General features: G+C 71.6%; 18 protein-coding genes. 10 read left to right on the top strand and 8 right to left on the bottom strand.

Annotated elements, in window-relative coordinates; all coding sequences use genetic code 11:
* The first annotated feature begins 80 nt into the window (after window positions 1-80).
* Window positions 81-782: a FadR/GntR family transcriptional regulator gene (locus ACWEPL_RS42100; protein ID WP_397367395.1), complete on the top strand. Its 702-nt coding sequence runs from the start codon at window positions 81-83 to the stop codon at window positions 780-782.
* Here ACWEPL_RS42100 and ACWEPL_RS42095 read toward each other — a convergent pair.
* Entirely contained in the window at window positions 776-2,182 is a 1,407-nt protein-coding gene (locus tag ACWEPL_RS42095) for a sulfatase family protein (RefSeq protein ID WP_363980837.1), read from the bottom strand. The genes ACWEPL_RS42100 and ACWEPL_RS42095 overlap by 7 nt on opposite strands.
* A 106-nt stretch (window positions 2,183-2,288) precedes the next feature.
* Between ACWEPL_RS42095 and ACWEPL_RS42090 the strand changes: the two genes are divergently transcribed.
* Window positions 2,289-3,290, top strand: coding sequence for an LLM class F420-dependent oxidoreductase (locus tag ACWEPL_RS42090; protein WP_350731637.1), 1,002 nt, complete (start codon window positions 2,289-2,291; stop codon window positions 3,288-3,290).
* Between the two features lie 13 nt (window positions 3,291-3,303).
* On the opposite strand, the gene ACWEPL_RS42085 is transcribed toward ACWEPL_RS42090, so the two are convergent.
* Both ACWEPL_RS42085 and ACWEPL_RS42080 read right to left on the bottom strand, forming a co-directional pair.
* Complete coding sequence (locus tag ACWEPL_RS42085; RefSeq protein ID WP_452439479.1) at window positions 3,304-4,029, bottom strand: DUF4328 domain-containing protein; 726 nt, start codon at window positions 4,027-4,029, stop codon at window positions 3,304-3,306.
* A gap of 46 nt (window positions 4,030-4,075) precedes the next feature.
* A complete protein-coding gene (locus ACWEPL_RS42080) occupies window positions 4,076-4,723 on the bottom strand; it encodes a response regulator transcription factor (RefSeq protein WP_363980843.1) in 648 nt (215 codons plus the stop codon).
* 92 nt (window positions 4,724-4,815) lie between these two features.
* Here ACWEPL_RS42080 and ACWEPL_RS42075 point away from each other — a divergent pair, with 92 nt between their 5' ends.
* The gene (locus ACWEPL_RS42075) at window positions 4,816-5,496 is read left to right on the top strand and encodes an ABC transporter ATP-binding protein (RefSeq protein WP_350731640.1); all 681 of its coding nucleotides are present in this window, start codon (window positions 4,816-4,818) and stop codon (window positions 5,494-5,496) included.
* Entirely contained in the window at window positions 5,493-7,439 is a 1,947-nt protein-coding gene (locus ACWEPL_RS42070) for an FtsX-like permease family protein (RefSeq protein WP_452439478.1), read from the top strand. The genes ACWEPL_RS42075 and ACWEPL_RS42070 overlap by 4 nt, the downstream gene beginning before the upstream one ends.
* Window positions 7,440-7,486: 47 nt before the next feature.
* Here ACWEPL_RS42070 and ACWEPL_RS42065 read toward each other — a convergent pair whose 3' ends face one another.
* The 3 genes from ACWEPL_RS42065 to ACWEPL_RS42055 form a co-directional block, all read right to left on the bottom strand.
* A complete protein-coding gene (locus tag ACWEPL_RS42065) occupies window positions 7,487-11,146 on the bottom strand; it encodes a DNA polymerase III subunit alpha (RefSeq protein WP_452439499.1) in 3,660 nt (1,219 codons plus the stop codon).
* Window positions 11,146-11,412, bottom strand: coding sequence for a DUF6504 family protein (locus ACWEPL_RS42060; protein WP_185067348.1), 267 nt, complete (start codon window positions 11,410-11,412; stop codon window positions 11,146-11,148). The genes ACWEPL_RS42065 and ACWEPL_RS42060 overlap by 1 nt, the downstream gene beginning before the upstream one ends.
* A 79-nt stretch (window positions 11,413-11,491) precedes the next feature.
* The gene (locus tag ACWEPL_RS42055) at window positions 11,492-12,238 is read right to left on the bottom strand and encodes a GntR family transcriptional regulator (protein ID WP_363980855.1); all 747 of its coding nucleotides are present in this window, start codon (window positions 12,236-12,238) and stop codon (window positions 11,492-11,494) included.
* Window positions 12,239-12,348: 110 nt separating this feature from the next.
* On the opposite strand from ACWEPL_RS42055, the gene ACWEPL_RS42050 reads away from it, so the two are divergent.
* The 5 genes from ACWEPL_RS42050 to ACWEPL_RS42030 are packed head-to-tail and all read left to right on the top strand — an operon-like array spanning window position 12,349 to window position 16,960.
* Window positions 12,349-13,503: an ABC transporter substrate-binding protein gene (locus ACWEPL_RS42050; protein WP_363980857.1), complete on the top strand. Its 1,155-nt coding sequence runs from the start codon at window positions 12,349-12,351 to the stop codon at window positions 13,501-13,503.
* Entirely contained in the window at window positions 13,500-14,324 is an 825-nt protein-coding gene (locus tag ACWEPL_RS42045) for an ABC transporter permease (RefSeq protein WP_350731649.1), read from the top strand. The genes ACWEPL_RS42050 and ACWEPL_RS42045 overlap by 4 nt, the downstream gene beginning before the upstream one ends.
* Window positions 14,312-15,154 carry an ABC transporter permease gene (locus ACWEPL_RS42040; RefSeq protein WP_363980860.1) on the top strand — a complete coding sequence of 281 codons (843 nt, stop codon included), beginning with the start codon at window positions 14,312-14,314 and terminating at the stop codon, window positions 15,152-15,154. Before ACWEPL_RS42045 ends, ACWEPL_RS42040 begins: the two co-directional genes overlap by 13 nt.
* Window positions 15,151-16,224 carry an ABC transporter ATP-binding protein gene (locus ACWEPL_RS42035; protein WP_350731653.1) on the top strand — a complete coding sequence of 358 codons (1,074 nt, stop codon included), beginning with the start codon at window positions 15,151-15,153 and terminating at the stop codon, window positions 16,222-16,224. The genes ACWEPL_RS42040 and ACWEPL_RS42035 overlap by 4 nt, the downstream gene beginning before the upstream one ends.
* On the top strand, window positions 16,214-16,960 hold the full coding sequence (locus ACWEPL_RS42030; RefSeq protein WP_452439477.1) for an HAD family hydrolase: 747 nt from the start codon (window positions 16,214-16,216) through the stop codon (window positions 16,958-16,960). Before ACWEPL_RS42035 ends, ACWEPL_RS42030 begins: the two co-directional genes overlap by 11 nt.
* Before the next feature lie 491 nt (window positions 16,961-17,451).
* On the opposite strand, the gene ACWEPL_RS42025 is transcribed toward ACWEPL_RS42030, so the two are convergent.
* Both ACWEPL_RS42025 and ACWEPL_RS42020 read right to left on the bottom strand, forming a co-directional pair.
* The gene (locus ACWEPL_RS42025) at window positions 17,452-18,333 is read right to left on the bottom strand and encodes a Vgb family protein (RefSeq protein WP_452439476.1); all 882 of its coding nucleotides are present in this window, start codon (window positions 18,331-18,333) and stop codon (window positions 17,452-17,454) included.
* Between the two features lie 32 nt (window positions 18,334-18,365).
* Window positions 18,366-20,414, bottom strand: a complete 2,049-nt coding sequence (locus tag ACWEPL_RS42020; protein ID WP_452439475.1) for an ATP-binding cassette domain-containing protein — start codon at window positions 20,412-20,414, stop codon at window positions 18,366-18,368.
* A 136-nt stretch (window positions 20,415-20,550) separates the two neighbouring features.
* Here ACWEPL_RS42020 and ACWEPL_RS42015 point away from each other — a divergent pair, with 136 nt between their 5' ends.
* Window positions 20,551-21,138, top strand: coding sequence for a TetR/AcrR family transcriptional regulator (locus ACWEPL_RS42015; RefSeq protein ID WP_350731659.1), 588 nt, complete (start codon window positions 20,551-20,553; stop codon window positions 21,136-21,138).
* Window positions 21,139-21,402: the final 264 nt, after the last annotated feature.

The raw sequence follows: 21,402 nt of genomic DNA, 5'->3' as shown, positions 1-21,402 counted from the left end.
CTCCTTCCAGGTATGGTCTGACCACAGTATGGTCAGACCATACCTAACCACATCCTTTCCGGCCACCATGAGGGGGTCCCTTGGACGACAGCGGCTGGCGTCCCGTCAAGCGAACGCGGACGTTCGAGGACGTTCTCGCACAGATCGAGCGGCGCATCGCCGAGGACGGCCTCACCGTGGGCGACCGGCTGCCCGCCGAGCGCCACCTGGCCGAGCAGCTCGGCGTCAGCCGCTCGTCGGTACGGGAGGCCATGCGCGTGCTGGAGACCCTCGGCGTGGTCTCCTCGCAGGCGGGCCGGGGGCCGGACGCGGGGGCCGTGCTCACCTCACGTCCCGACACCGCGCTGACCGACCTGCTCAGGCTGCACCTCGGCCTGGCCAGCCTGGAGATGCGCGAGGTCATCGACACCCGGCACATGATCGAGCAGTGGGCCGCCGCCCACGCCGCCGCCGCGCGGGCCGACACCTCCGCGCTCGCCGCCGCCCTTTCCGGGATGGACCGGGCGAAGAGCGCCGAGGAGTTCGTGGAGCACGACACCGCCTTCCACTGCGCGATCGCGGACGCGTCGGGCAACCGGCTCATCGCCGCCATCATGCGCTCGCTACGCGACTCGATGCGGAGATACTCGGTCGAAGCGGTGCAGCGCCTGGGCGACACCTCGATCCTGCGCGCCGACCACGTACGCATCCTCGACGCCATCGACCGGGGCGACGCGGACGAGGCCACCCTGGCCGTCTCCGACCACCTCGCGCACGCCTACCCCTCACTGTTCGATCACTGACGGAGGTCGGCCTGCCGGCACGTGGCGCCCGAGCAGACCGCCATCGCGTCCAGCCGTTGCCGCAATCCTTCGAGCAGCGCGGGATCGGCGGTCGCGGCCAGGTTGCGCAGCTCGTACGGGTCCGCGCGCAGGTCGTAGAGCTGGCTCTCCCCCGTCGCGTACCGCACGTACTTGTACTGATCCGTACGCAACGCGCGATACGGGGGCACCGGCGTCTGCGCGGCCGACGACGGGTCCAGCGGCCTGGCGAACTCGACCAGCACGTTCCGCCGCCACACCGCCGGCGGCTTGCCCTTCAGCAGCGGCACCAGCGACCGCCCTTCCGCGAACGGCGGCACCGCGGCCCCGCCCAGTTCGGCGAACGTCGGCGCCAGGTCGACCGACGAGCTCATCTGGCTGACCGTGGCGCCCGCCTTGATGCCGGGGCCGCGCACGACGAGCGGGACCTTGATGGCCTCCTCGAACGGAGTGGTCTTGCCCTGCTTGAGCCGGTGCGTGCCCAGGTGGAAGCCGTTGTCCGACGTGAAGAAGATGTAGGTGTTGTCCAGCTGACCGGTCCGCCGGAGCTCGTCCACCACGGCCCCGACGAGGTCGTCCACACCGAGCATGGACCGCATCCTGGCGCGGTAGCGCTCGTCCACCTGGTCGATGGTCGCCTGGTCGAGGCCGGGCCGCTCACGCAGCCACTCCGGCTCCGCGCTCACGTCCTCCTGGTTGAACGACGGCGTACGCGGCGCGATCGCGCCCGGGAACGCGTTCGCGTGCCGGACGGCGGGGTTGGCCGGGTTGTGCGGGCCGATCGGCGTCAGGTACAGGAAGAACGGCTCGCCCTTGGAGCCGGCGATGAACTCGCGGGCCTTGCCGGCCAGCACGTCCGACAGGTAGGCCTGCTCGGAGAGGCCGTAGTCGTTCAGGGAGCCGTTCTCGTTGAGCCGGTAGTCGTACTCCTCGTAGAGGCGCCGGGTCGGCACGTCCCACTCGTCCCAGCCGGGCGGCACGAACGTCTCCTCGGCCGACCCGCCCGGGTAGTGGTTGAGGTATTTGCCCATCAGCGCCGTACGGTATCCGGCCTGCTTCATCCAGGTTCCTACCGTGGAACGTTCCAGATCACTGGTATGAAAGCGGTCGAACCCGCCCTCCGGCGGCGTGTTCGTCCACACACCATGACTGTGGACGTACTGGGAGCGCAAGATCGACGATCTCGACGGGCAGCACCAGGAGTTCGTCACGAAGTACCGGTCGAACGAGGTGCCCTGCTGCACGAGTTGCCGGGTGATATTGGGAAAGTACGGCAACGTCCCGGATTCGAGGTCGTCGGCCATCACGAACACGATGTTCGGCCGGGACTCGACCTCGGCCATCGCGGGCCCTGCCGCCAGCAGTAGTAGCAGCAAGCACACGAGTCGACACAGAGCGTTGACCACAGGGTCTGAATACCCCGGAATATCCGCCATTGACACTCACGGCTGTCACAGCCGTAATAGAACTTAATTCCGGAGGTGTCATATGAAGCTCGGCCTGAACCTGGGCTACTGGCAGCGCAACGCCGACGACGCGACCGAATCCGTGCTGGCGGCCGAGCGGCTCGGCTACGACTCGGTGTGGACCGCCGAGGCGTACGGCAGCGACGTCTTCACGCCCCTGGCCTGGTACGGAGCGCGTACGAGCCGCATCAAGCTGGGCACCTCGATCGCCCAGATCTCCGCCAGACCGCCCGTCACGACGGCCATGACCGCCATGACCCTCGACCACCTCACCGGCGGCCGGCTGCTGCTCGGCGTGGGCGCCTCGGGCCCGCAGGTCGTCGAGGGCTGGTACGGCCAGCCGTTCGCCAGGCCCCTGGCCAGGACGCGCGAGTACGTCGAGATCATGCGCAAGGTGTGGCGCCGCGAGGAGCCGGTCACCAGCGACGGCCCGCACTACCCGCTCCCCCTGGCGGACGGCCTGGGCAAACCCCTCAAGCTCATCACGCATCCGCTCCGCGCGGACATCCCCGTCTATCTCGGTGCGGAGGGCCCCAAGAACGTCGCCCTGGCCGCCGAGGTGGCCCAGGGCTGGCTGCCGCTGTTCGCGTTCCCCTCCAAGATCGAGGAGATGTACGGCGAGTCGCTCGCCGGCGCTCCCCCGGGCTTCGACGTGGCCGCGATGGTGATGGTGGTCATCTCGGACGACGTGCGGGCCGCGCTGGACGGCGTGAAGATGATGCTCACGCTGTACATCGGCGGCATGGGCGCCCGGCAGCGCAACTTCCACGCCGACATCATCGGCCGCATGGGGTACGCCGAGGCCGCCGAGCACATCCAGGCGCTCTACCTGGCGGGCCGCAAGGACGAGGCGTTCCGGGCGATCCCGGACGAGCTGGCCGACGGCATCTCGCTCGTCGGGCCACCCGGACGGATCAAGGAACGCCTGGAGCTCTGGCACAAGAGCCCGGTCACGAGCCTCCTGGTCATGGGCCCGCGCGACGAGCCCTCGCTGAAGCTCATCCGCGACCTGGTGCTCGGCTGAGCCCGCGCCCGGGCTAACCCGTACGGCCGATCGGAGTCGAACCCGGCGCCGGTTGGGGCGGCTGGGACGAGAACGCGTGAACCATGCCGGGCTCGGCGGCACGGGGCACGCGGGCGGCCCGCTGGAGGCGCGTCAGCTCGCGTACGGTCCCCGCGCACAGCAGGGCCGCCAGCGCCGAGCAGGCCAGCTCCGGCAGGCCCACGCCCGTCAGGTCGCCGGCGGAGGAGTCGAGGGGAAGCCGGATCGTGACCAGCGCGAGCATGGCCAGCCAGCTCAGCCACCACCCGGTCAGCAGCGCCAGCCACCTCACCCGGTGGCCCGCGGGCGGCCTGGTGCCACGCCACACCTCGTCCACCAGCACGACGGGCGCCACCAGGTTGTAGCCGGGGATCAGCCAGGCGGCCGCCACGGGGCCGGAGACGGCCGAGCGGTCGTTGGCCTGCCTGGCACGTACCAACCACGTCACGTAAGCGGCCGCCGCCGCGATCGAGGTGCCCGCCACCAGCATCATCAGCACCGCGAACGCCGTCACCGCACCCACCACGGCCTCGGCGTCGGCTCCCTGCGGGCGGCCGCCGAACGCGGCGAGCTGGGCGGCGAGGTGGCGCCCGCGGGAGTGTTCGAAGATCACAAGGGCGCCGAGGGAGAGAACCTGGGCGGCAAGCGTCACATATACGGCAGAGGCGGCTCTCGTCGGTGTTGTCTGGTCATAGCGCACGTTGTTCTCCCCCCGGGCCATGCGCTGAGGTTCTGATTCACTTGTATCCCGGGAGCCCCGCTGTTAATCAGCTCACCACGCCGGATTCCCACGCCCAAGCTGCGATTTCGACTCGATTTCTGACACCGAGCTTGGCGAAGATGCTGCCCAGGTGCGTCTTGACCGTCGAGAGCGACACGAACAGCTCCGCGGCCACCTCCTGGTTGGTCCGGCCCCGGGCTATCAGGCGCACGACGTCCAGCTCCCGATCGGTCAGCGGGTCGTTCATGGGGGGCACGGTCCGCCTGGGCTGGGCCAGGTGCTGCAGCAGCCGTACCGTCACCGACGGCGACACCAGCGCGTCGCCCGCCGCGGCCGCCCTGACCGCCTCGATCAGCAGGGTGGGCCCGCTGTCCTTGAGCAGGAAGCCGGTCGCGCCGGAGCGGAGGGCTCCGTACACGTACTCGTCCAGGTCGAACGTGGTGACGATGACCACCCGCAGCGGGCTCTCCACGCCCGGCCCGGCCAGCGCCCGGGTCACCTCGATCCCGTCGAGCTTCGGCATCCGGATGTCGAGCAGGCACACGTCCGGCCTGAGCCGCCTGGCCTCCGACACCGCCTCCGCGCCGTCGGCCACGGCGGCGACGACCTCCATGTCCGGTTGAGCGTCCAAAATCATCTGGAAGCCGGTTCGTACCAGTTGTTGGTCGTCGGCGATGAGAACCCGAATAGTCACGGCCCCAACTCTAAGGATCGGCCGTTCGGCCGAGGCGGAAATGGTCGCACGGCCGATCCGCCGCACCCCCGCCCGCCGAGATTCTTTACGGCATGAACGACGTACTTGTTGGACGAACCCTGACCAAGAGGTTCGGGCAGACGGTCGCCCTGGGCGGCGTGGACATCACGGTACGGGCGGGCGAAGCCGTGGCGATCATGGGGCCGAGCGGTTCCGGCAAGTCGACGCTGCTGCACTGCCTGGCCGGCATCATGAAGCCGGACGCCGGGGAGGTGCACCTGCTCGGACAGCGCATCGACGCGATGGGCGAGCGGGAGCGCAGCGCGCTGCGCCGCACCCGCTTCGGCTTCGTCTTCCAGTTCGGCCAGCTCCTGCCCGAGCTGCCCGCCGAGGAGAACGTGGCCCTCCCGCTCATGCTGGGCGGGGTGCCGAGGGCCCAGGCGGTACGCCAGGCGCGCGAGTGGTTCGCGCCCCTCGGCCTGCACTCCCTGGAGGCCCGGCGGCCCGGCGAGCTGTCCGGCGGGCAGGCCCAGCGGGTGGCCATCGCCAGGGCGCTGGTCACCAAGCCGGCCGTGGTGTTCGCGGACGAGCCCACGGGGGCGCTCGACCAGCAGACCGGGCAGGACACGATGCGGCTGCTCGTCGAGGCGACCAGGCACAACGGCGCCTCGCTGATCGTCGTCACCCACGACCCGAACGTGGCCGGCTGGTGCGACCGCACGGTCGAGGTCCGCGACGGGCAGCTCCTCACGACGAGCGGGGCACGCGCGTGAACCTCGACCTGACCTGGCGGCTGCTCAAGGGCGGTGGCCGCAAGGGGATGCTGGGCACCTGGCTCACGCTGGGCGCCGTCGCCGTGTCCACGGCGCTGCTGCTGTTCGCCGTGGCCGCGAACTTCGCCTTCGAGGCCAGAAGTGACCGCGGCGCCTGGCGCAACCCGGTCCCCGCCAAGGAGAACGCGGTCGCCGTCGAGGCGGCCCGCTTCGACTTCGTCGGCGACCAGGCGATCACCGTCATCGACCTGGCCGCGCTCAAGGCCGGGGCGCCCGCGCCGCCCGGAATGCCGCGCTTCCCCGCGCCGGGCGAGGTGTGGCTGTCCCCGGCGCTGGCCGAGCTGGCCAGGACGCTGCCGGCCGATCAGCTCGCCAAGCGTTACCCCGATCCGAAGGGCGTACTGGGCGACGAGGCGCTGGTCCACCCCGGCGAGCTGGTCGCGGTCGTCGGCCACGAGCCGGACGCGCCCGCGATGACGGCCGCGCGCAGCGACGACTGGATCATCGGCAAGGGCCCGGCCCGGGTGGCCGACCTCGCGGGCACGCCGTCGGAGGACTCCGAGGCCTACCGCGCGCTCACGCTCGTCGCGAGCGTGCTCATGGTGGTGCCGCTGCTGGTGTTCGGCGGCGCGGCGGCCAGGCTCACGGTCGCCCGGCGCGACCAGCGGCTGGCCGCGCTGAGGCTGGTGGGCGCGACGCCGGGCCAGGTGATCCGGATGACCGTGGCCGAGGCCGTGATCGTCGCGCTGGCGGGCGCGCTGCTCGGCGCCGTCGGCTACGCGGTCGCCGCACCGCTGCTGGCCCGCATCCCGATCGGGGGCGGTGCGTGGTTCGTCTCCGACCTGTTCCCCTCCCCGCTGATCCTGGCCGCGATGCTGGTCGCGGTGCCGCTGCTGGTGGGCCTGTCCGCGGTCGCGGGGCTGCGGCGGGTCGTGGTGAGCCCGCTCGGGGTGGCCAAGCGCGAGACGCCGCCCGGCATGAAGTTCGTGCGGGTCGTCGCCCTGCTGGCCGTGCTGGCCGTGTTCCCGATGCTGACCAGGGGGACCAGCGTCGCGGTCGTGGCGGTGGCGCTCGGGCTGGCGTTCCTGTGCATCAACCTGGCCGGTCCCTGGGTGGTCGGCGTCATCGGCCGCGTCACCGCCAGGAGCGCCCGGGCGCCCGCCCGGCTGCTGGCGGGCCGCCGGCTGATCGACGATCCGCGCTCCGCCTGGCGTACGGTGAGCGGCGTCGCCCTGACCGGCTTCGTGGCGGGCTTCCTCGGGCTGCTCAGCCCGGGCGCGTTCGCCGGCGACCAGGAGCCCCCGCAGCTGCGGGTCTCCGCGCCCGCCGCCCAGGCGACGGCCGTCGCCGGCCAGGCCCGCGACCGGCTGCGGGCGGCCGGCATCACCGCGACGGTGAAGGTCACGGGGCGCTCCTCCGATCGGGTCGTGGCCGCCGCCCTGGGCAGCTCCGCCGACCCGGCCACGATCGACCGCGCCCGCACCGCGCTCGCCGGGCTCGTCCCCGGGCGCACCGCCACGACGGGGGACGACGACCGGCGGTTCGGCCTGCAGCTCCTGGCCGACGTCCGGGTGGGCACGATCGTGGTGCTGTCGGTGTCGTTCCTGGTCGCCATCGCCAGCTCGGGCATCACGGCGGCGTCGTCGGTGCTGGACCGGCGGCAGACGTACGGGCTGATGCGGCTGGCGGGGACACCGCTGGAGGTCCTCGACCGGGCGCGGCGCGCGGAGACGCTCATCCCGCTGACGGTGATGGGCGGCGGGGCGATCCTGGTGGGGGCGTTCTGCGCGGTGCCGTTCATGATCGGTGCGATGAACGTGGTGGGCGTGGTCACGCTGGCGGGCTGCGTCGCCGTCGGCTTCGGCGGCGTGATCGCCGCGGGCGCCCTGAGCCGCCCCCTGCTCCGCTCGGTCACCGCCGACCCGGCCCCCCGCCCGGACTGACCCACCCGCGCCGCCGTACCCCGGTGGCGCGGCCGGTGAGTGGGGGGTCAGGCCGCTGTGGGGCCGGAGCTGCCCGGGCTGGCGTGCCAGAGCTGCCGGGGCGGGTTGGCGACGGCCGGGCCGAGGTCGGAGTAGGGCGAGAGGCGGAAGCCGTTGGCGTACTCGATCTTGCGACCGCCGACCCCCGCGACCTGCTCCGGCGCCTGGGAGAGGAGGGCGCGGACCGCCTCGATGCCCTCCGCGCGCCAGAGCCGTTCGAGGTCCACGAGGTTCCAGCAGTCCACCGCGCGCATCGACACCGCCCGCGTCCCCGTGCGCCTGACCACCCCCCTGGCCAGCATGAGCCACGAGCCGAACACCGTGGCCGCGCACCGCCCCTGCACCGACTCGAAGAACGTCAGGTCGATCGGCCCCGTCGAGTCGTCGAGCGTGGTGAAGATGACCCGCTGCCCCGAGCGCACCGCCGGTGTCTGGGTCGCCACCTTGACCCCCGCGACCAGCACCTCCGCCCCGTTGCGCTGCTTCAGGAGATCTCTGGAACGTACCACTCCGAGCGCGTCGAGCAGCTCGTCGTGGAAGCTGATGACGTGGCGGCTGATGTCGATGCCCAGGATCTCCAGCTCGGCCTCGACCATCTCCGTCTCCGTCATCTCCGGCAGCTCCCCCGGCGGCAGGTGCTCGGTGAAGCCCAGCGGGAGCTGCACCGACGGCGGTTCCTCCACGCGGGCGGGTCGCGCGGTGTAACGCCGGGAGGCGCGCGGGCCCGACCGCACGCCGATCGACGAGGCCCGTTCGAGGGCCCCCACCTGGGCGATCAGGTCGCGCCGGGTCAGCACGCCCGGACGCCAGCGGGGCCCGCCCGGGTGCAGGTCGTGGAGCGCGTCCAGCCCGCCGACCTGGACGATCCGCTCGATGGTCGGCCGCGAGGGCCGGGCGCGGTCCCAGAAGTCGGCCAGCGACGTGTACGGCTGCCCGGCGACCATACGTTCGACCTCGGCCTCGCTCACCCCCTTGACCGCCGAGAACGGCACCCGCAACGCGTACCCCTTGCCGATCTCCCCGGCCTTGAACTCCCTGCGCACCGGGGAAGAAGCGCCCTCCAGCGCGGCGGGCCGCACCCGAAGCCCCAGCCGCTCCACCCGCCAGTCCTTGCCCGACTTGTTGATGTCGAGCGGCAGGATCTTGACCCCGCACTGCCGGGCCTCGTCGATGATGACGCGCGGCGGGTACATGCCCGGCTCGTGCGTGAGCACCCCGGCGAAGAACGCCGCCGCGTGGTGCCGCTTGAGCCAGGCCGACTGGTACGTGGGCAGCGCGAACGCCGCCGCGTGCGCCTTGCAGAACCCGAAGGCCCCGAACGCGTCCAGCACCTGCCAGGCCCGCTCGACGGCCGTGTCGTCGAACCCGTTGGCCCTGGCCATGGGCACGAACGTCTTGCGCACCCGCTCCCGCCCTTCGGACGTGTCCAGCGTGCGCCGCAGCTTCTCGGCGAACGACAGGTCCCGCCCCGTCATCACCTCGATGATCCTGAGCACCTGCTCGTGGAACACCACGACGCCGTGCGTCTCCTTCAGCGCCTCCCGCAGCCTCTCGTGCGGGTAGTACGGCCGCCGCCACCCGTGCCTGGCCTCCAGGTAGGGGGTGACCATGTCGGAGTTGACCGGGCCCGGCCTGAACAGCGAGATGTCCACGATCAGGTCGTGGAGGGTGCGCGGCTCCAGCTTGGCGACCAGCTCGCGCTGCCCCGGCGACTCGATCTGGAAGCAGCCGAGGGTGCGGCTGGCGCAGATCATGTCGTAGGTGTCCTGGTCGTCGTGCGGCACGTACTGGATGCCGGTGTCCTCGCCGCGCTGGGTGTCCAGCGCGACCACGACGTCGTCCACCCGCTTGATCTCGCTCAGCGCGTACGCCATCGCGGACTGCATCCGCACGCCCAGCACGTCGAGCTTGAGCAGCCCGGCCTCCTCCACGTCGTCCTTGTCGAACTGCGACATCGGGAAGTCCAGCAGGCTGCGCTCCACCGGCGTCCTGTCGTGCAGGCCCGCGTTGCCGATCAGCACGCCGCACGGATGCATCGCGATGTGCCTGGGCAGGCCGTCGAGCCGCTCCGCCAGCCGGAACACCCGGTCGAGCCCCGCCTCGCCGAGCCGGCTGTCGCGCAGCTCGGGCAGGTCGTGCAGGGACGCGGTGATCTGTTTGGCCCTGATGTGCGGGAACGCCTTGGCGATGGCGTCGATCTCGTGCGGCGGCAGGCCCATCGCCCCGGCGACGTCGCGGATGGCGCTGCGCGCCCGGTAGGTCTCCATCATGGACACGCAGGCCACGCGGGCCTCGCCGTACCGCTCGAAGATGGCCTTGTAGCAGTCGAGGCGGCGGGCCGACTCCACGTCCACGTCGATGTCGGGCAGCCCGACGCGGCCCTCCGACAGGAAGCGCTCCATGAGCAGGGCGTGGTCGAGGGGGTTCACCTCGCCGATGCCGATGAGGTAGTTGACCAGGCTGCCCGCGCCCGAGCCGCGGATGGCGCAGCGGATGCCCATGCCGCGGATCATGTCCGTGATGCCGGCCACGGCGATGAAATATCCGGACAGGCGCTTGCGCTCGATGATGGCCATCTCGTCCCGGAGGCGCCGCCTGGCGTCGCCCGAGCGGTCGAGGCCGCGCGAGATCAGTCCGTCCTCCACCCGGTGGCGCAGCAGCGGCACCGGGTCGCGGCCGATCTCGGGCAGGTGCAGGTTGGGCGGGTCGCTGCGCAGCGCGAGCAGCTCCTCCGGATCCATCGAGCACGCCTCGGCCAGCCGCCTGGTCGTGGACAGCAGCCGCGACACCCGTTCCTGGTCCGCCCCGCAGACCTTGTTCGCCACCTGCCGCATCTCCTTGGTGCCTTTGAGGTAGGCGTGGGAGGTGGTGCGGTCGAGGTGGCGGGGGTGCAGCGGGACGAGCTGGCGGGCCGCGTCGAGCACGTCGCCGACCTGGTGGTCGACCGGGTCGAGGTAGCGCACCGCGTTGGTCAGCACGGCCGGCACGCCCATGGACTCGGCCAGCCCGAGCATGCGCACGGCCGTGGTGGCGTCGCGGTAGCCGTACTGGTCGACCAGTTCGATCACCACGCCCGGCACCGCGGCCCGCCAGAGGCCCAGCAGCATCCTGGCGTGCTCGTCGCGCCGCTCGGCCACCGCGCGGCCCACGTCGGACCTGGGGCCGAGCAGCACCACGAGACCGTCCTCGGCGCCGAACCCGTGGTCGCCGCCGTGTCCGTCATCGCGCCCGCCGGCCCACTCCCCGATCAGCTCGCGGGTCACCTTGGGCGTGCCGCGCTCGCCCGCGTAATGCGCGGACGTGACCAGGCGGCACAGGCGTGACCAGCCCTTGGCGCGGGCCAGCACCGTGACGCGGTCCTCCGCGTCCTGCCCGGTCCTGGGGGCAGGCGCGCGGCGGCGGCCGGGCAGGTCCAGTCCGGGCACCCCGAACCCCGGCAGCGGGGGCAGGGCGTCGAGCGCCAGGTTGACGCCGAAGACCGCGGAGATCCGGGCCTCCGCGCACGCGTGGGCGTGCTTGATCGCGCCGTAGAGCCCGTCGCGGTCGGTCAGCGCGAGGATGTCCATCCCGTGCTCGACCGCCCGGCTCACCAGCGCCCGCGGGAAGGCCGTGCCGAAGCGCATGGAGTACGCGGAGCACACGCTGAGGTGCGGGAACGGCGCCGCCATCAGTCCCACGCCCTCAGCAGCAGCCAGGCGTTGCCGGCGGTGTCGTAACGCAACTCGTACGAGCCCACCTCACGCCCCGGGCTGGCCTCCACCCGCCAGAACTTGCGTTCACCGGGATCACCCTCGCTGGTCTTCCACCACTCGCGCGCGACCACCCAGTGGTCGAGGACCCGGCGGACGAGATAGAGCCGGTCTCGCCAGACGAACTGGGTCGGCTCCCCGTCCCTGGTCCACACCTCTATCGGATCGCCATAGAGTCTGCTCAAGACGCTTCTCCCCGCGGCTCTGGTCGTTATGCTGAGCCACCCGGGGGAAGGCGGGCGCTTATATGTCGAACATATGTTCTCAGAGCCCCGAACGCAAGTCGCCGGCCTGTCTCACGAGAGGGTTGGCGCCGATCGAGTTGCGGATGCTGAAGGTCACGCTGCCCGGCCGGTAGCGGTCGTCCGAGGACTCCACCGGACGGCCCTCGTGCGTGGTCGTGACCCGGCGCTGGCGCAGGAGCGGGCTCCCCCGGCGCACCCCCAGCAGGCGGGCGTCCTCGGCGCCGGCGGACACCGCGTCGATGAGATGCTCGCCGTAGGCGAACACGAGGCCGATCGAGTCGTACAGGGCCTCGGTGACGGACTCGCAGTCGGCCGGGATCCGCTCGACGGCGGCGGCCACCCACTCGGCGTACACGGTGCGTTCGAGCAGGACGGGCTCACCCTCCAGCGAGCGCAGCCGCAGCACCTCCAGGACCTCGCCGGGGCCGAGCCTGGCGGACTCGGCGGCGCTCGCGGCCCTGCGGCGCTGGGTGATCACCTGGCCGCCGAAGCGGTAGCCGTTCGCGCGCGCCCACTGCGCGAAGCTGTGCAGCTCGGCGAAGCTCTGGCTGCGCGCCCTGCCGAGCACGATGCGCCTGGCCCCCTGCCGGGAGCCGAGCAGGCCCTCGGCGGCGAGCACGGCCACCGCCTGGCGCACGGTGCCGCGGGCCGCGCGGTAGCGTTCGGCCAGCTCAGCCTCGCTCGGGAGCTGCGAACCGACCGGGAGCGCACCGGAGACGATCTCGTTCCGAAGATCATCGGCGATCAGTTCATAGCGCGCAACCATCAGCGACCCTTCCCATTCATGAAAGAGCAACATTCATGCGACTTACTGGTGCTCGCTTGTTTGTACAAGTTCCCTTAGGTTCCTTCCACATCCCCTGAAGTGGAGGCGTTGTGTTCACACCTCGCGCCCGTGCGGCCGGCGTTGCCGCAGCCCTTACCGTAGTCACCGCGGCGTGCGGCGCCGCGCCCGGCACCCAGCAGTCCACCGCGTCCTCCTCCTCCGCTCCGAACGCGGCCACCGCCACCTCGGCGGCGGACTTCGGCGGCCTCGACAAGCTCGTCGAGGCGGCCAAGAAGGAGGGAAATCTCCACGTCATCGCCCTTCCGCCCAACTGGGCGAACTACGGGGAGATCATCCAGAAGTTCCAGGCCAAGTACGGCATCAAGATCGAGAGCGAGACGCCCGACGCGGCCAGCGCCGACGAGATCAACGCGGTCAAGACGCGCAAGGGCCAGGACCGCGCCCCCGACGTGCTCGACCTCGGCCAGTCGTTCGCGATCAGCGGAGCCGGCGAGGGCCTGTTCGCTCCGTACAAGGTGCAGTCCTTCGACAAGATCCCCGAGGGGCAGAAGGAGAGCACCGGGCTCTGGGTCAACGACTACGGCGGCTACGTGTCCATCGGCTGCGACGCCAAGAAGATCGCCGCGTGCCCGACGAGCTTCGCCGACCTGCTCAAGCCCGAGTACAAGGGCAAGGTCGCGATGAACGGCAACCCGACCAAGGCGGGCTCGGCCTTCGCCGGCGTGTACGCCGCCGCCCTCGCCAACGGCGGCTCGTTCGACGACATCCAGCCCGGCATCGACTTCTTCAAGAAGCTGAAGGACGCGGGCAACTACAACCCGGTGGAGACCACGCCCGCGACCATCGAGAAGGGCGAGACCCAGATCAGCATCGACTGGGACTACAACAACTCCGCCTACGCGCCCCAGATGGCCGCCAAGGGCCTCGACTGGAAGGTGAACATCCCCTCCGACGGCAAGTACTTCCAGATGTACGCCCAGGCCATCAACAAGGACGCCCCGCACCCGGCGGCCGCTCGGCTGTGGCAGGAGTACCTCTACAGCGCCGAGGGCCAGAACCTCTTCCTCAAGGGCTTCGCCCGCCCCGTCCTGCTGCCCTCGATGACCACCGACGGCACCGTGGACAAGGCCCTGGCGGAGAAGCTGCCGTCGGTGGAGGGCAACCCCACCTTCCCGACGAGCCAGCAGGTGGACGCGGCCAAGGCCAAGCTGGCCGGCGGCTGGGACGCCGCGATCTCGGGATGAACCGCTCCGGTTCGAAGGGCTGGCTGGGGGCGCTGCCACTGCTGGCCTTCTTCGCGCTCGTCTTCGGCGTCCCCGCCATCGCGCTGGTGGCGGGGGCGTTCACGGCGCAGGGGCGGCCGAGCCTGGCCAACCTGTCGCAGAGCCTGCAGGGCGGCTACCTCGTCGCGATGCTCGGCAGCGTGAAGCTGTCCGCCGTGGTCGCCCTGCTGGGGGCCGTGCTGGGGACGTTCCTCGCGTACGCCGTCGTGACCTCACGCCTCACGTTCCTGCGCGAGGCCGTGCTGACGGCCTCCGGCGTGCTGGCCAACTTCGGCGGGGTGCCGCTGGCGTTCTTCTGGATCGCCACGCTCGGCAACTCCGGCGTGGTCAGCGGCCTGGTCGGGCTGCCGTCCGGCTCGCTCTACACGTTCTGGGGCCTGGTGGTGACCTACCTGTACTTCTCGATCCCGCTGATGGTGCTGGTCATGGCGCCGGCGCTGGACGGGCTGCGGCCGCAGTGGCGCGAGGCGGCGGCCAACAACGGGGCCACCGCCTGGCACTACTGGCGCTTCGTCGCGCTGCCGGTGCTGGCGCCGTCGATGCTGGGCGGGGTGGTGCTGCTCTTCGGGTCGGCCTTCTCCGCGTACGCCACCGCCAACGCCATGGTCGGGACCGTCGTCCCGCTCGTCACGTTGAAGATCGCCAGCGCGCTCACCGGCGACGTGCTGATCGGCTACGAGAACATCGCGCTGGCCCTCAGCCTCGACATGGTCGTGGTGGCCGGGCTCGTGATGGCGATCTACCTGCCGCTGCAGAAGAGGAGCTCCCGATGGCTGCACTGACCGGCCTGGAGCGCATCTCGGGTGGCTCCTCGCGCCCTCGCGTGTGGCGCGGCGCGGTGTTCCTGCTGGCGGCGGCCTACTTCCTGATCCCGCTCGGGGCCTCGCTCTGGTACACGATCTACACCCCGACCACGGGCGTGTCGTTCTCGGCCTACGGCGAGTTGCTGACGGCCGACGGGTTCGTGCGCTCGCTGCTGCTGTCGCTGTCCCTGGCCGTCGCCACGATCGTGCTGGTGCTGCTGCTGGCGTTGCCCGCGATGCTGGCCGTACGGCTCTTCGCGCCGCGGCTGCGCCCGCTGATGGAGGTGCTGTGCACGCTGCCCCTGGTAGTGCCGCCCATCACCTTCGTGGCCGGGATCGGCACGTCGCTGCGCACCGGGACGGACGTGCTGGCTCCGACGCCGTTCTGGGCCACGCTGATCGCGGTCCAGGACCCGGCGTTCCCCGTGGTGCTGGTGCTGGCGTACGTGGTGCTGGTGCTGCCGTTCGTGTACCGGTCGCTGGACGCGGGGCTGCGCGCGATGGACGTGCGGACGCTGGTGGAGGCGGCCCGCAACCTGGGCGCCTCGTGGCCGTACGTGCTGGTCAGGGTGGTCGTGCCGAACCTGCGCTCGGCCCTGGCCAGCGCGTCGTTCCTGACGCTGGCCCTCGTGCTGGGCGAGTACACCGTGGCCAGCCTGCTGGGGTACGAGCCGTTCGCGGTGTGGATCGTGACCGTCGCCGGCTCCAAGGGGCAGCTCTCGGTCGCGGTGTCCATCCTCAGCCTCCTGCTCATCTGGCTGCTGCTGCTCGCCGTGTCCTCGGCGTTCGGTAAGGAGAGAAACAAATGACCGCATCGGTGGAGTTCCGCGCGCTGCGGCGGGTGTTCGGCAAGACGGTCGCGCTGGACGGCTTCGACCTCATCGTCGCGCCCGGCGAGTTCGTCGCGCTGCTCGGGCCCTCGGGCTGCGGGAAGACGACCGCGCTGCGGTGCGTGGCCGGGTTCGAGCGGCCGGACTCGGGCGCGGTGCTCGTGGACGGCCGGGACATCACGGACGTACCGGCCAACAAGCGGGACGCGGGCATGGTCTTCCAGTCCTACTCCCTCTTCCCCAACCTGAACGCCCGCGACAACGTGGCCTTCGGCCTGCGCGTCCGCAAGGTGCCCGTGGCCACCAGGCGGAAGAAGGCGGACGAACTACTCGAACTGGTCGGCCTCCCCTCGCACGCCGACCGCTACCCGCACCAGCTCTCCGGCGGCCAGCAGCAACGCGTCGCCCTGGCCCGCGCGCTCGCCCTGGAACCGCGCGTCCTGCTGCTGGACGAGCCGCTGTCGGCGCTGGACGCGAAAGTACGCGTGTCGCTGCGCGAGGAGATCCGCCGCCTCCAGCTCGACCTGGGCATCACGACCATCTTCGTGACCCATGACCAGGAGGAGGCCCTGTCGATCGCGGACCAGGTGGCGGTGCTGCGCGACGGGCGGCTCGAACAGGTCGGCTCGCCCGCCGAGATCTACGACCGCCCGGCCACCGCCTTCGTGGCGGAGTTCGTCGGCACCATGAACCACCTCGCCGGCCAGGTCTCCGGTGACCAGGTCACGGTGCTCGGCCAGCTCCTGCCGGTCGACGGCCAGGTGCCCGCGGATCCGTCCGTGGACGTCCTGATCCGTCCGGAGGCCGTCAAGGTCGTCCCGGTCGAGGACGGTCCCGCCCATGTGCTCGCCGCCTCCTTCCGCGGCGCCTCGGTCCGCCTCCGGGTGGCGGTGGAGGGCGGGGAAGTCCTGGCCGACGTCCCCGGCCACGAGGCGGCCCGCCTCGCACCCGGAACGCGCGTCACCGTCCGCCTGGTGGACCGGCCCGTCCTGGTGGCCCCCCGCACGGTCACGGTCCCGGCCCCGGTCGTGGCGGCCGATGCGATCTGAGCACGCCGGCCCGGATGCCGTCCTGTTCGACATGGACGGCACCCTGGTCGACACCGAAGGGCTGTGGTGGCAGGCCACCGTCTCCATCGCCGCCTCCCTCGGCCGGCCGTTGGGGCCGGAGGACGTGCCGTACGTGCTCGGCCGCACGGTCGAGGACGTGGCCGCCCACCTCCTCACCCCCACTTCGGACACGCCCCTCATGCCCGAGGCGGCCAGACAGTCCACGGACACCTCACCCATGCCCGAAGTGGCCAGACAGCCCACGGACACCTCACCCATGCCCGAAGTGGCCAGACAGCCCACGGACACCTCACCCATGCCCGAGGTGGCCAGGCAGCTCACGGACGCCTTCGCCGACCTCATCGGGCAGGGCGTGAAGGTCACGCCGGGGGCGTCGGAGCTCCTGGCCGAGCTGGCCGCCACCGCCATCCCGACGGCCCTGGTCAGCGCCTCTCCCCGGACCATCGTGGAGCTGGTGCTGCCATGGCTCGGGCACACGTTCGACCTGGTGATCGCGAACGAGGACACGGCCCGCGGCAAGCCGTACCCGGACCCGTACCTGGAGGCGGCCCGCCGGCTCGGCACGACCCCCTCCCGCTGCATCGCCGTCGAGGACAGCCCCACGGGCGTCGCCGCCGCCACGGCCGCGGGGTGCCGCGTCCTGGTGACGTCCCCGGAGAAGGGCCTGCCGTCGCTCACCCACCTCATGACCAACGCCCACCCACCAGAGGACTGAGTGCTGGGCCTGAGGGTTGCCGATGAGGGTGAGCGCTGAGGGCGGGCGCTGAGGGGCGGGTCGTGGGAGCCGAGGGCTTGGGGTGACGGGCCGGGTTGTAACGGGCCGGGTTGTGACGGGCCGGGTTGTGAGGCGCTGAGTCGCGAGGTGCTGAATGGTGACGGGCTGGGTTGTGACGGACCCCGGCCGGTGACGGACCCCGGCCGGTGACGGACCCCGGCCGGTGACGGACCCCGGCCGGTGACGGGCTCGGCGTGGACACCGAGCCGGGGCGCTGGGCGCGAACCCCAGGCACGGACCCTGGACGCAGACCCTGGACGCCGAGCCGGGGCGCTGGGTCGGGGCGCTGGGTCGGGGCGTTGGGTCGGGGCGTTGGGCGCGGACCCTGGACGCGGACCCTGGACGCCGAGCCGGGGCGCTGGGTCGGGGCGCTGGGTCCGCGTGAGGGCTGGCTGGTTGGTAGGTGAGGTCGCTGAGGTGGTCGTGGTTCGTTAGTCGATGCTGAAGCGGGCCAAAGCGCCCGCCTCCAGGGCTACCCAGATTGCCCCGTCCGGCCCGACCGTAAGCCCGTGCGGCTCGGCCTTTCGCGCGCCTTCGTCCCCCGGCTGCGGTCCGGTTGGGAGCGGGTACGAGTCGATGGTCCCGTCGGTGGTGATGCGGCCGAGGCGGTCGGCGGCCCACTCGGTGAACCAGAGGGCACCGTCGGGGCCGGTGACGATCGCGTGCGGCCGTGCGACCCGGTCGGGCAACGGGTACTCGGTGATCTTGCCGGCGGTGTCGATCCGCCCGACCTGACCAGCGCCGATCTCCACGAACCAGAGCGCGTCATCCGGCCCCAACGTGATGCCCACCGGGGCGGCACCCTCCGTGGGGAGCGGGTGAACGGTCACCTCGCCTGCCAGCGAGATCCGCCCGATGGCGTTGCCCTGGTTGATCGTGAACCAGAGCGCGTCATCCGGCCCCACCGTGATGAAGGCGGGCATACCGCCCTCCACCGGCACCTCGAATTCCGTCCGCTCCCCGCCGGGCCCGATGCGCCCGATCCGGCCGGTCTGCATCTGGGTGAACCACATGGCCCCGTCGGGCCCGGCGACGAGCCCGTACGGCGAGTCCGCCTCATGGGAGGTCACCTGCCCGTCGGCGGCGATCCGGGAGACCCGGCCGCCCTTGCCCTCCGCGAACCACATCGCCCCGTCCGGCCCCGGGGTGATAACCATCGGCTGCCCGTCGGCCGGATCGAGCTGATGAATCACCGGCTTCTGGCCCGGCACCATTCTGCCGACACGCCCTTCGTGGACAAGCGTGAACCATAGCGCCCCATCCGGCCCGGTCGCGATGCCGTACGGCGCGCCCTCATCAATCCTGGTCAACATCTGCGGTCCTTCACTGATCGATCCTGCGCTGCTCAACATATGCGTCCTCCTGCCAGCGTGATCTCGGTCCCCCGGAAGCGCCGGATGAGGGCGCGGTCGTGCGACACCACGACGAGCCCGCCGCGGTAGTCGTCGAGTGCCTGCTCGATCTCCTCGGCCAGGACCGGCGAGAGGTGGTTGGTCGGCTCGTCGAGCAGGAGGAGGTCGTACTCCTGCGCCAGCAGCCGGGCCAGCGCCAGTCTGCGCTGCTGCCCGACCGACAGCGTGCCCACCTTCTGGTCGAGGGCTTGGGGCTTGAAGAGGCCGGTGCTCAGCAGAGCCGCACGCCGCTCGTCCGCATAGCTGTGGTTGTGGCCGTAGGCGTCCAGGACGGTCAGGTCGGGGTCGAACGTCACCTCCTGCGGCAGGTGGCCGACCCTTACCCGGGCGTGCTCGGCCAGGGTCTGGAGCAGCGTCGACTTGCCCGCGCCGTTGGCCCCGCGGACCAGCAGCCGGTCACCGGCTTCGACGGTCAGGGAGGGGACGTGCAACCGATCGCCGACCCGGACATCGCGCAGCTCCACAAGCACGCGAGCTTGGGCCCGGTCGTGCCCGGCCGCATCCCCGCGCCCGGCCGCATACCCGTGTCCGACGGCATGCTCGTCTCCGGCCACATGCTCGTCTCCGGCCGCATGCTCGTCTCCGGCACGCTGGTGTCGGAGGCCGAGCTCACGTCCTGTATCAGGGGCGCATCGCACGCCGGCCACGCGTCCCGTAGCGGGATCATGGATTGGAGCGGGTGCGTGTCCCCAAGCGGACGCACGGCTCGGAGCGGGCTCATGTCCCGGAGCGGACGCACGGCTCGGGGTGGGCGCATGGCTTGGAGCAGGTGCGCGTCCCGAAGCGGGCGCATGTCCTGGAGCAGGCGCATGGCTTGGGGTGGGCTCGTGGGTCGTCTCAGGGGTGCGTTGTGTGCTGGGCTGGCGTTTCGGGGTGGGCTCGGGTACTGCGTCGCAGGCGTGTCGTGGGCCGGGCCGGCGTCCCGGGGTGGGCTCCGGTGCTGCGTTGGGTGCAGGGCCTGGGGCTGGGGTGCTGGGAGTCGTTTCGTCGATTTCCAGCGGGTCGGGGAAGGTCGGGGTGGTGGTGTTCAGGAGGTCGGGGAGGGCCGGGGTGGGGGTGAAGGTGCCGTGGAAGCGGAGGGGGGCGGGTGGCCGAGGGACCGGGTCGGCCTCCAGTCGGCGCAGGCGCTCGTGTGCGTTGCGGACCCGGCTGGCCACCGAGCTCTGCACCCGCCCGGCGTTGCGGTCGTAGGCCATCTTGTTGTTGTCGCGCATCTGCCGCCCCGTGGCCACCCGGTGGGCGGTCGTGGCCGCGTAGTCGCGCACCTGCCGCACCTCCTCGCACCACGCCGCGTACGACTGCTCCCAACGGGCCCTGGCGGCGGCCTTGGCGGCCAGGAAGCCGGTGTAGCCGCCGCCGAAGCGGGTGATCGCCCCGTGCTCGACCTCGAGCACGGCCGTGGCCACCCGGTCGAGGAAGACGCGGTCGTGGGAGACCACGACGACCGTGCCCCGGTGCTCGCGCAGCCGGGCTTCGAGCCAGGTCAGGGCCGACTCGTCGAGGTGGTTGGTCGGCTCGTCGAGCAGCAGGACCCTGGGGGCGGCGGCCAGGACGCAGGCCAGGCCGAGGCGGGCGCGCTCCCCGCCCGACAGGCTGGACAGCGGCCGGTCGCGGCCCACGTGGAACAGCCCCAGCCCGTGGAACGCCTTGTCGACCCGCGCGTCGGCCTCGTAGCCGCCGCGCAGCTCGTACGCCGTCAGCAGCTCCCCGTACTCCGCCATGACGTCATCGGTGAGCGCCGACTCCAGCTCGCGGATCCGGCGCTCCATGGCGCGCAGACCGGCCAGCGCGGCGTCGACGGCCTGCTGGACCGTGTGGCCGGGCGGCAGGTCGAGCGTCTGCCGGAGGTAGCCGGTGTCGTCGGCCAGCGTCACCTCGCCATCGTCGGGCCGCTCGACCCCGGCCAGCAGCCGCAGCAGCGTGGACTTGCCCGAGCCGTTCTCGCCGACGATGCCCACGCGCTCGCCGGGCTTCACGGACATGGACGCCTCAGCGAGGACGGCCCGCTCGCCGTATGACTTGGAAACCCCTCGAAGACTGATCAGGATGGAACTCCAATCGCAACCGTTGTAGCGTTAGTGTGTCATGCGGGAGACGCTAATGCAACTGGAGTAGTTTTTGGAGTCGAACAAGCGGCCGGGCGGGCGAAGCGCCCGGGTTCGGGACGCCGTACGGGAGGCCACCCTCGCCGAGCTGGCCGAGCACGGATACCGGGGCCTGACGGTGGAGAACGTGGCCGAGCGGTCAGGAGTGCACAAGACGACCGTCTACCGGCGCTGGGGCAGCGTGGCGGGGCTGATCTCCGACGCCCTGGAGCTGGCCAGGGACGAGCCGTGGCCCATTCCCGACACGGGCTCGATCGAGGGCGATCTGAGGGGCATCGTCCAGCTGGTGCGCAGCGGCTTCGACGACCCGGAGCTGGGGCCGGTGTCGTCGGCGTTCGTGGCGGCGGCCGTACAGGATCCCGACGCGGCGCGGGCGCTGCACGAGTTCTTCATGGCCCGGCACGAGCAGTCGGCCGAGGTGGTGCGGCGGGCGGTCGCACGCGGTGAGCTGCCTGACGTCGTGGATGTCAGGGAAGTGATCAGGGTGGCCGTCGCGCCTGTTTACTACCGGCTGTTCGTGGCGCATGAGCCGGTCACCGAGCGGGACGCCGATCGTGCCGCCGACGCGGCGCTCGCCGCCGCCCGCGCCGGTGTTCTGTGAACCGCCACCCGCGCCGGTGCTCTGTGAACTGCCACCCGTGCCGGTGCTCTGTGAACCGCCGCCCGTGCTGCCGACGCGGCACTCGCCGTCACCCATGCCGCCGCCCGTGCCGGTGCGCTGTGAACCGCCGCCCGCGCCGGCAAGAGCAGCCCGCGCCGGTGCCCCGGGAGGGATGCTCCTATTGATGTCAAGCGGGGCGATCATGATCGTTCTTGGTGATGATGCGGTAGAGCTCACGGGCGATGTAGCGCTTGAGGCAGCGGA

The sequence above is a fragment of the Nonomuraea sp. NPDC004186 genome (assembly GCF_053603495.1).
Note: the sequence above shows the minus strand (reverse complement) of the source record. Positions and strands in the feature narration are given on the sequence as shown.

Bases quoted from the DNA above. Each gene is read 5' to 3' on its own strand.
- ACWEPL_RS42040 (WP_363980860.1), top strand. From the start codon at position 14,312: ATGGCTGCACTGACCGGCCTGGAGCGCATCTCGGGTGGCTCCTCGCGC.
- ACWEPL_RS42030 (WP_452439477.1), top strand. From the start codon at position 16,214: ATGCGATCTGAGCACGCCGGCCCGGATGCCGTCCTGTTCGACATGGAC.
- ACWEPL_RS42075 (WP_350731640.1), top strand. From the start codon at position 4,816: ATGAACGACGTACTTGTTGGACGAACCCTGACCAAGAGGTTCGGGCAG.
- ACWEPL_RS42035 (WP_350731653.1), top strand. From the start codon at position 15,151: ATGACCGCATCGGTGGAGTTCCGCGCGCTGCGGCGGGTGTTCGGCAAG.
- ACWEPL_RS42020 (WP_452439475.1), bottom strand. From the start codon at position 20,414: ATGTCCGTGAAGCCCGGCGAGCGCGTGGGCATCGTCGGCGAGAACGGC.
- ACWEPL_RS42055 (WP_363980855.1), bottom strand. From the start codon at position 12,238: ATGGTTGCGCGCTATGAACTGATCGCCGATGATCTTCGGAACGAGATC.
- ACWEPL_RS42025 (WP_452439476.1), bottom strand. From the start codon at position 18,333: ATGTTGACCAGGATTGATGAGGGCGCGCCGTACGGCATCGCGACCGGG.
- ACWEPL_RS42090 (WP_350731637.1), top strand. From the start codon at position 2,289: ATGAAGCTCGGCCTGAACCTGGGCTACTGGCAGCGCAACGCCGACGAC.
- ACWEPL_RS42085 (WP_452439479.1), bottom strand. From the start codon at position 4,029: ATGGCCCGGGGGGAGAACAACGTGCGCTATGACCAGACAACACCGACG.
- ACWEPL_RS42045 (WP_350731649.1), top strand. From the start codon at position 13,500: ATGAACCGCTCCGGTTCGAAGGGCTGGCTGGGGGCGCTGCCACTGCTG.
- ACWEPL_RS42065 (WP_452439499.1), bottom strand. From the start codon at position 11,146: ATGGCGGCGCCGTTCCCGCACCTCAGCGTGTGCTCCGCGTACTCCATG.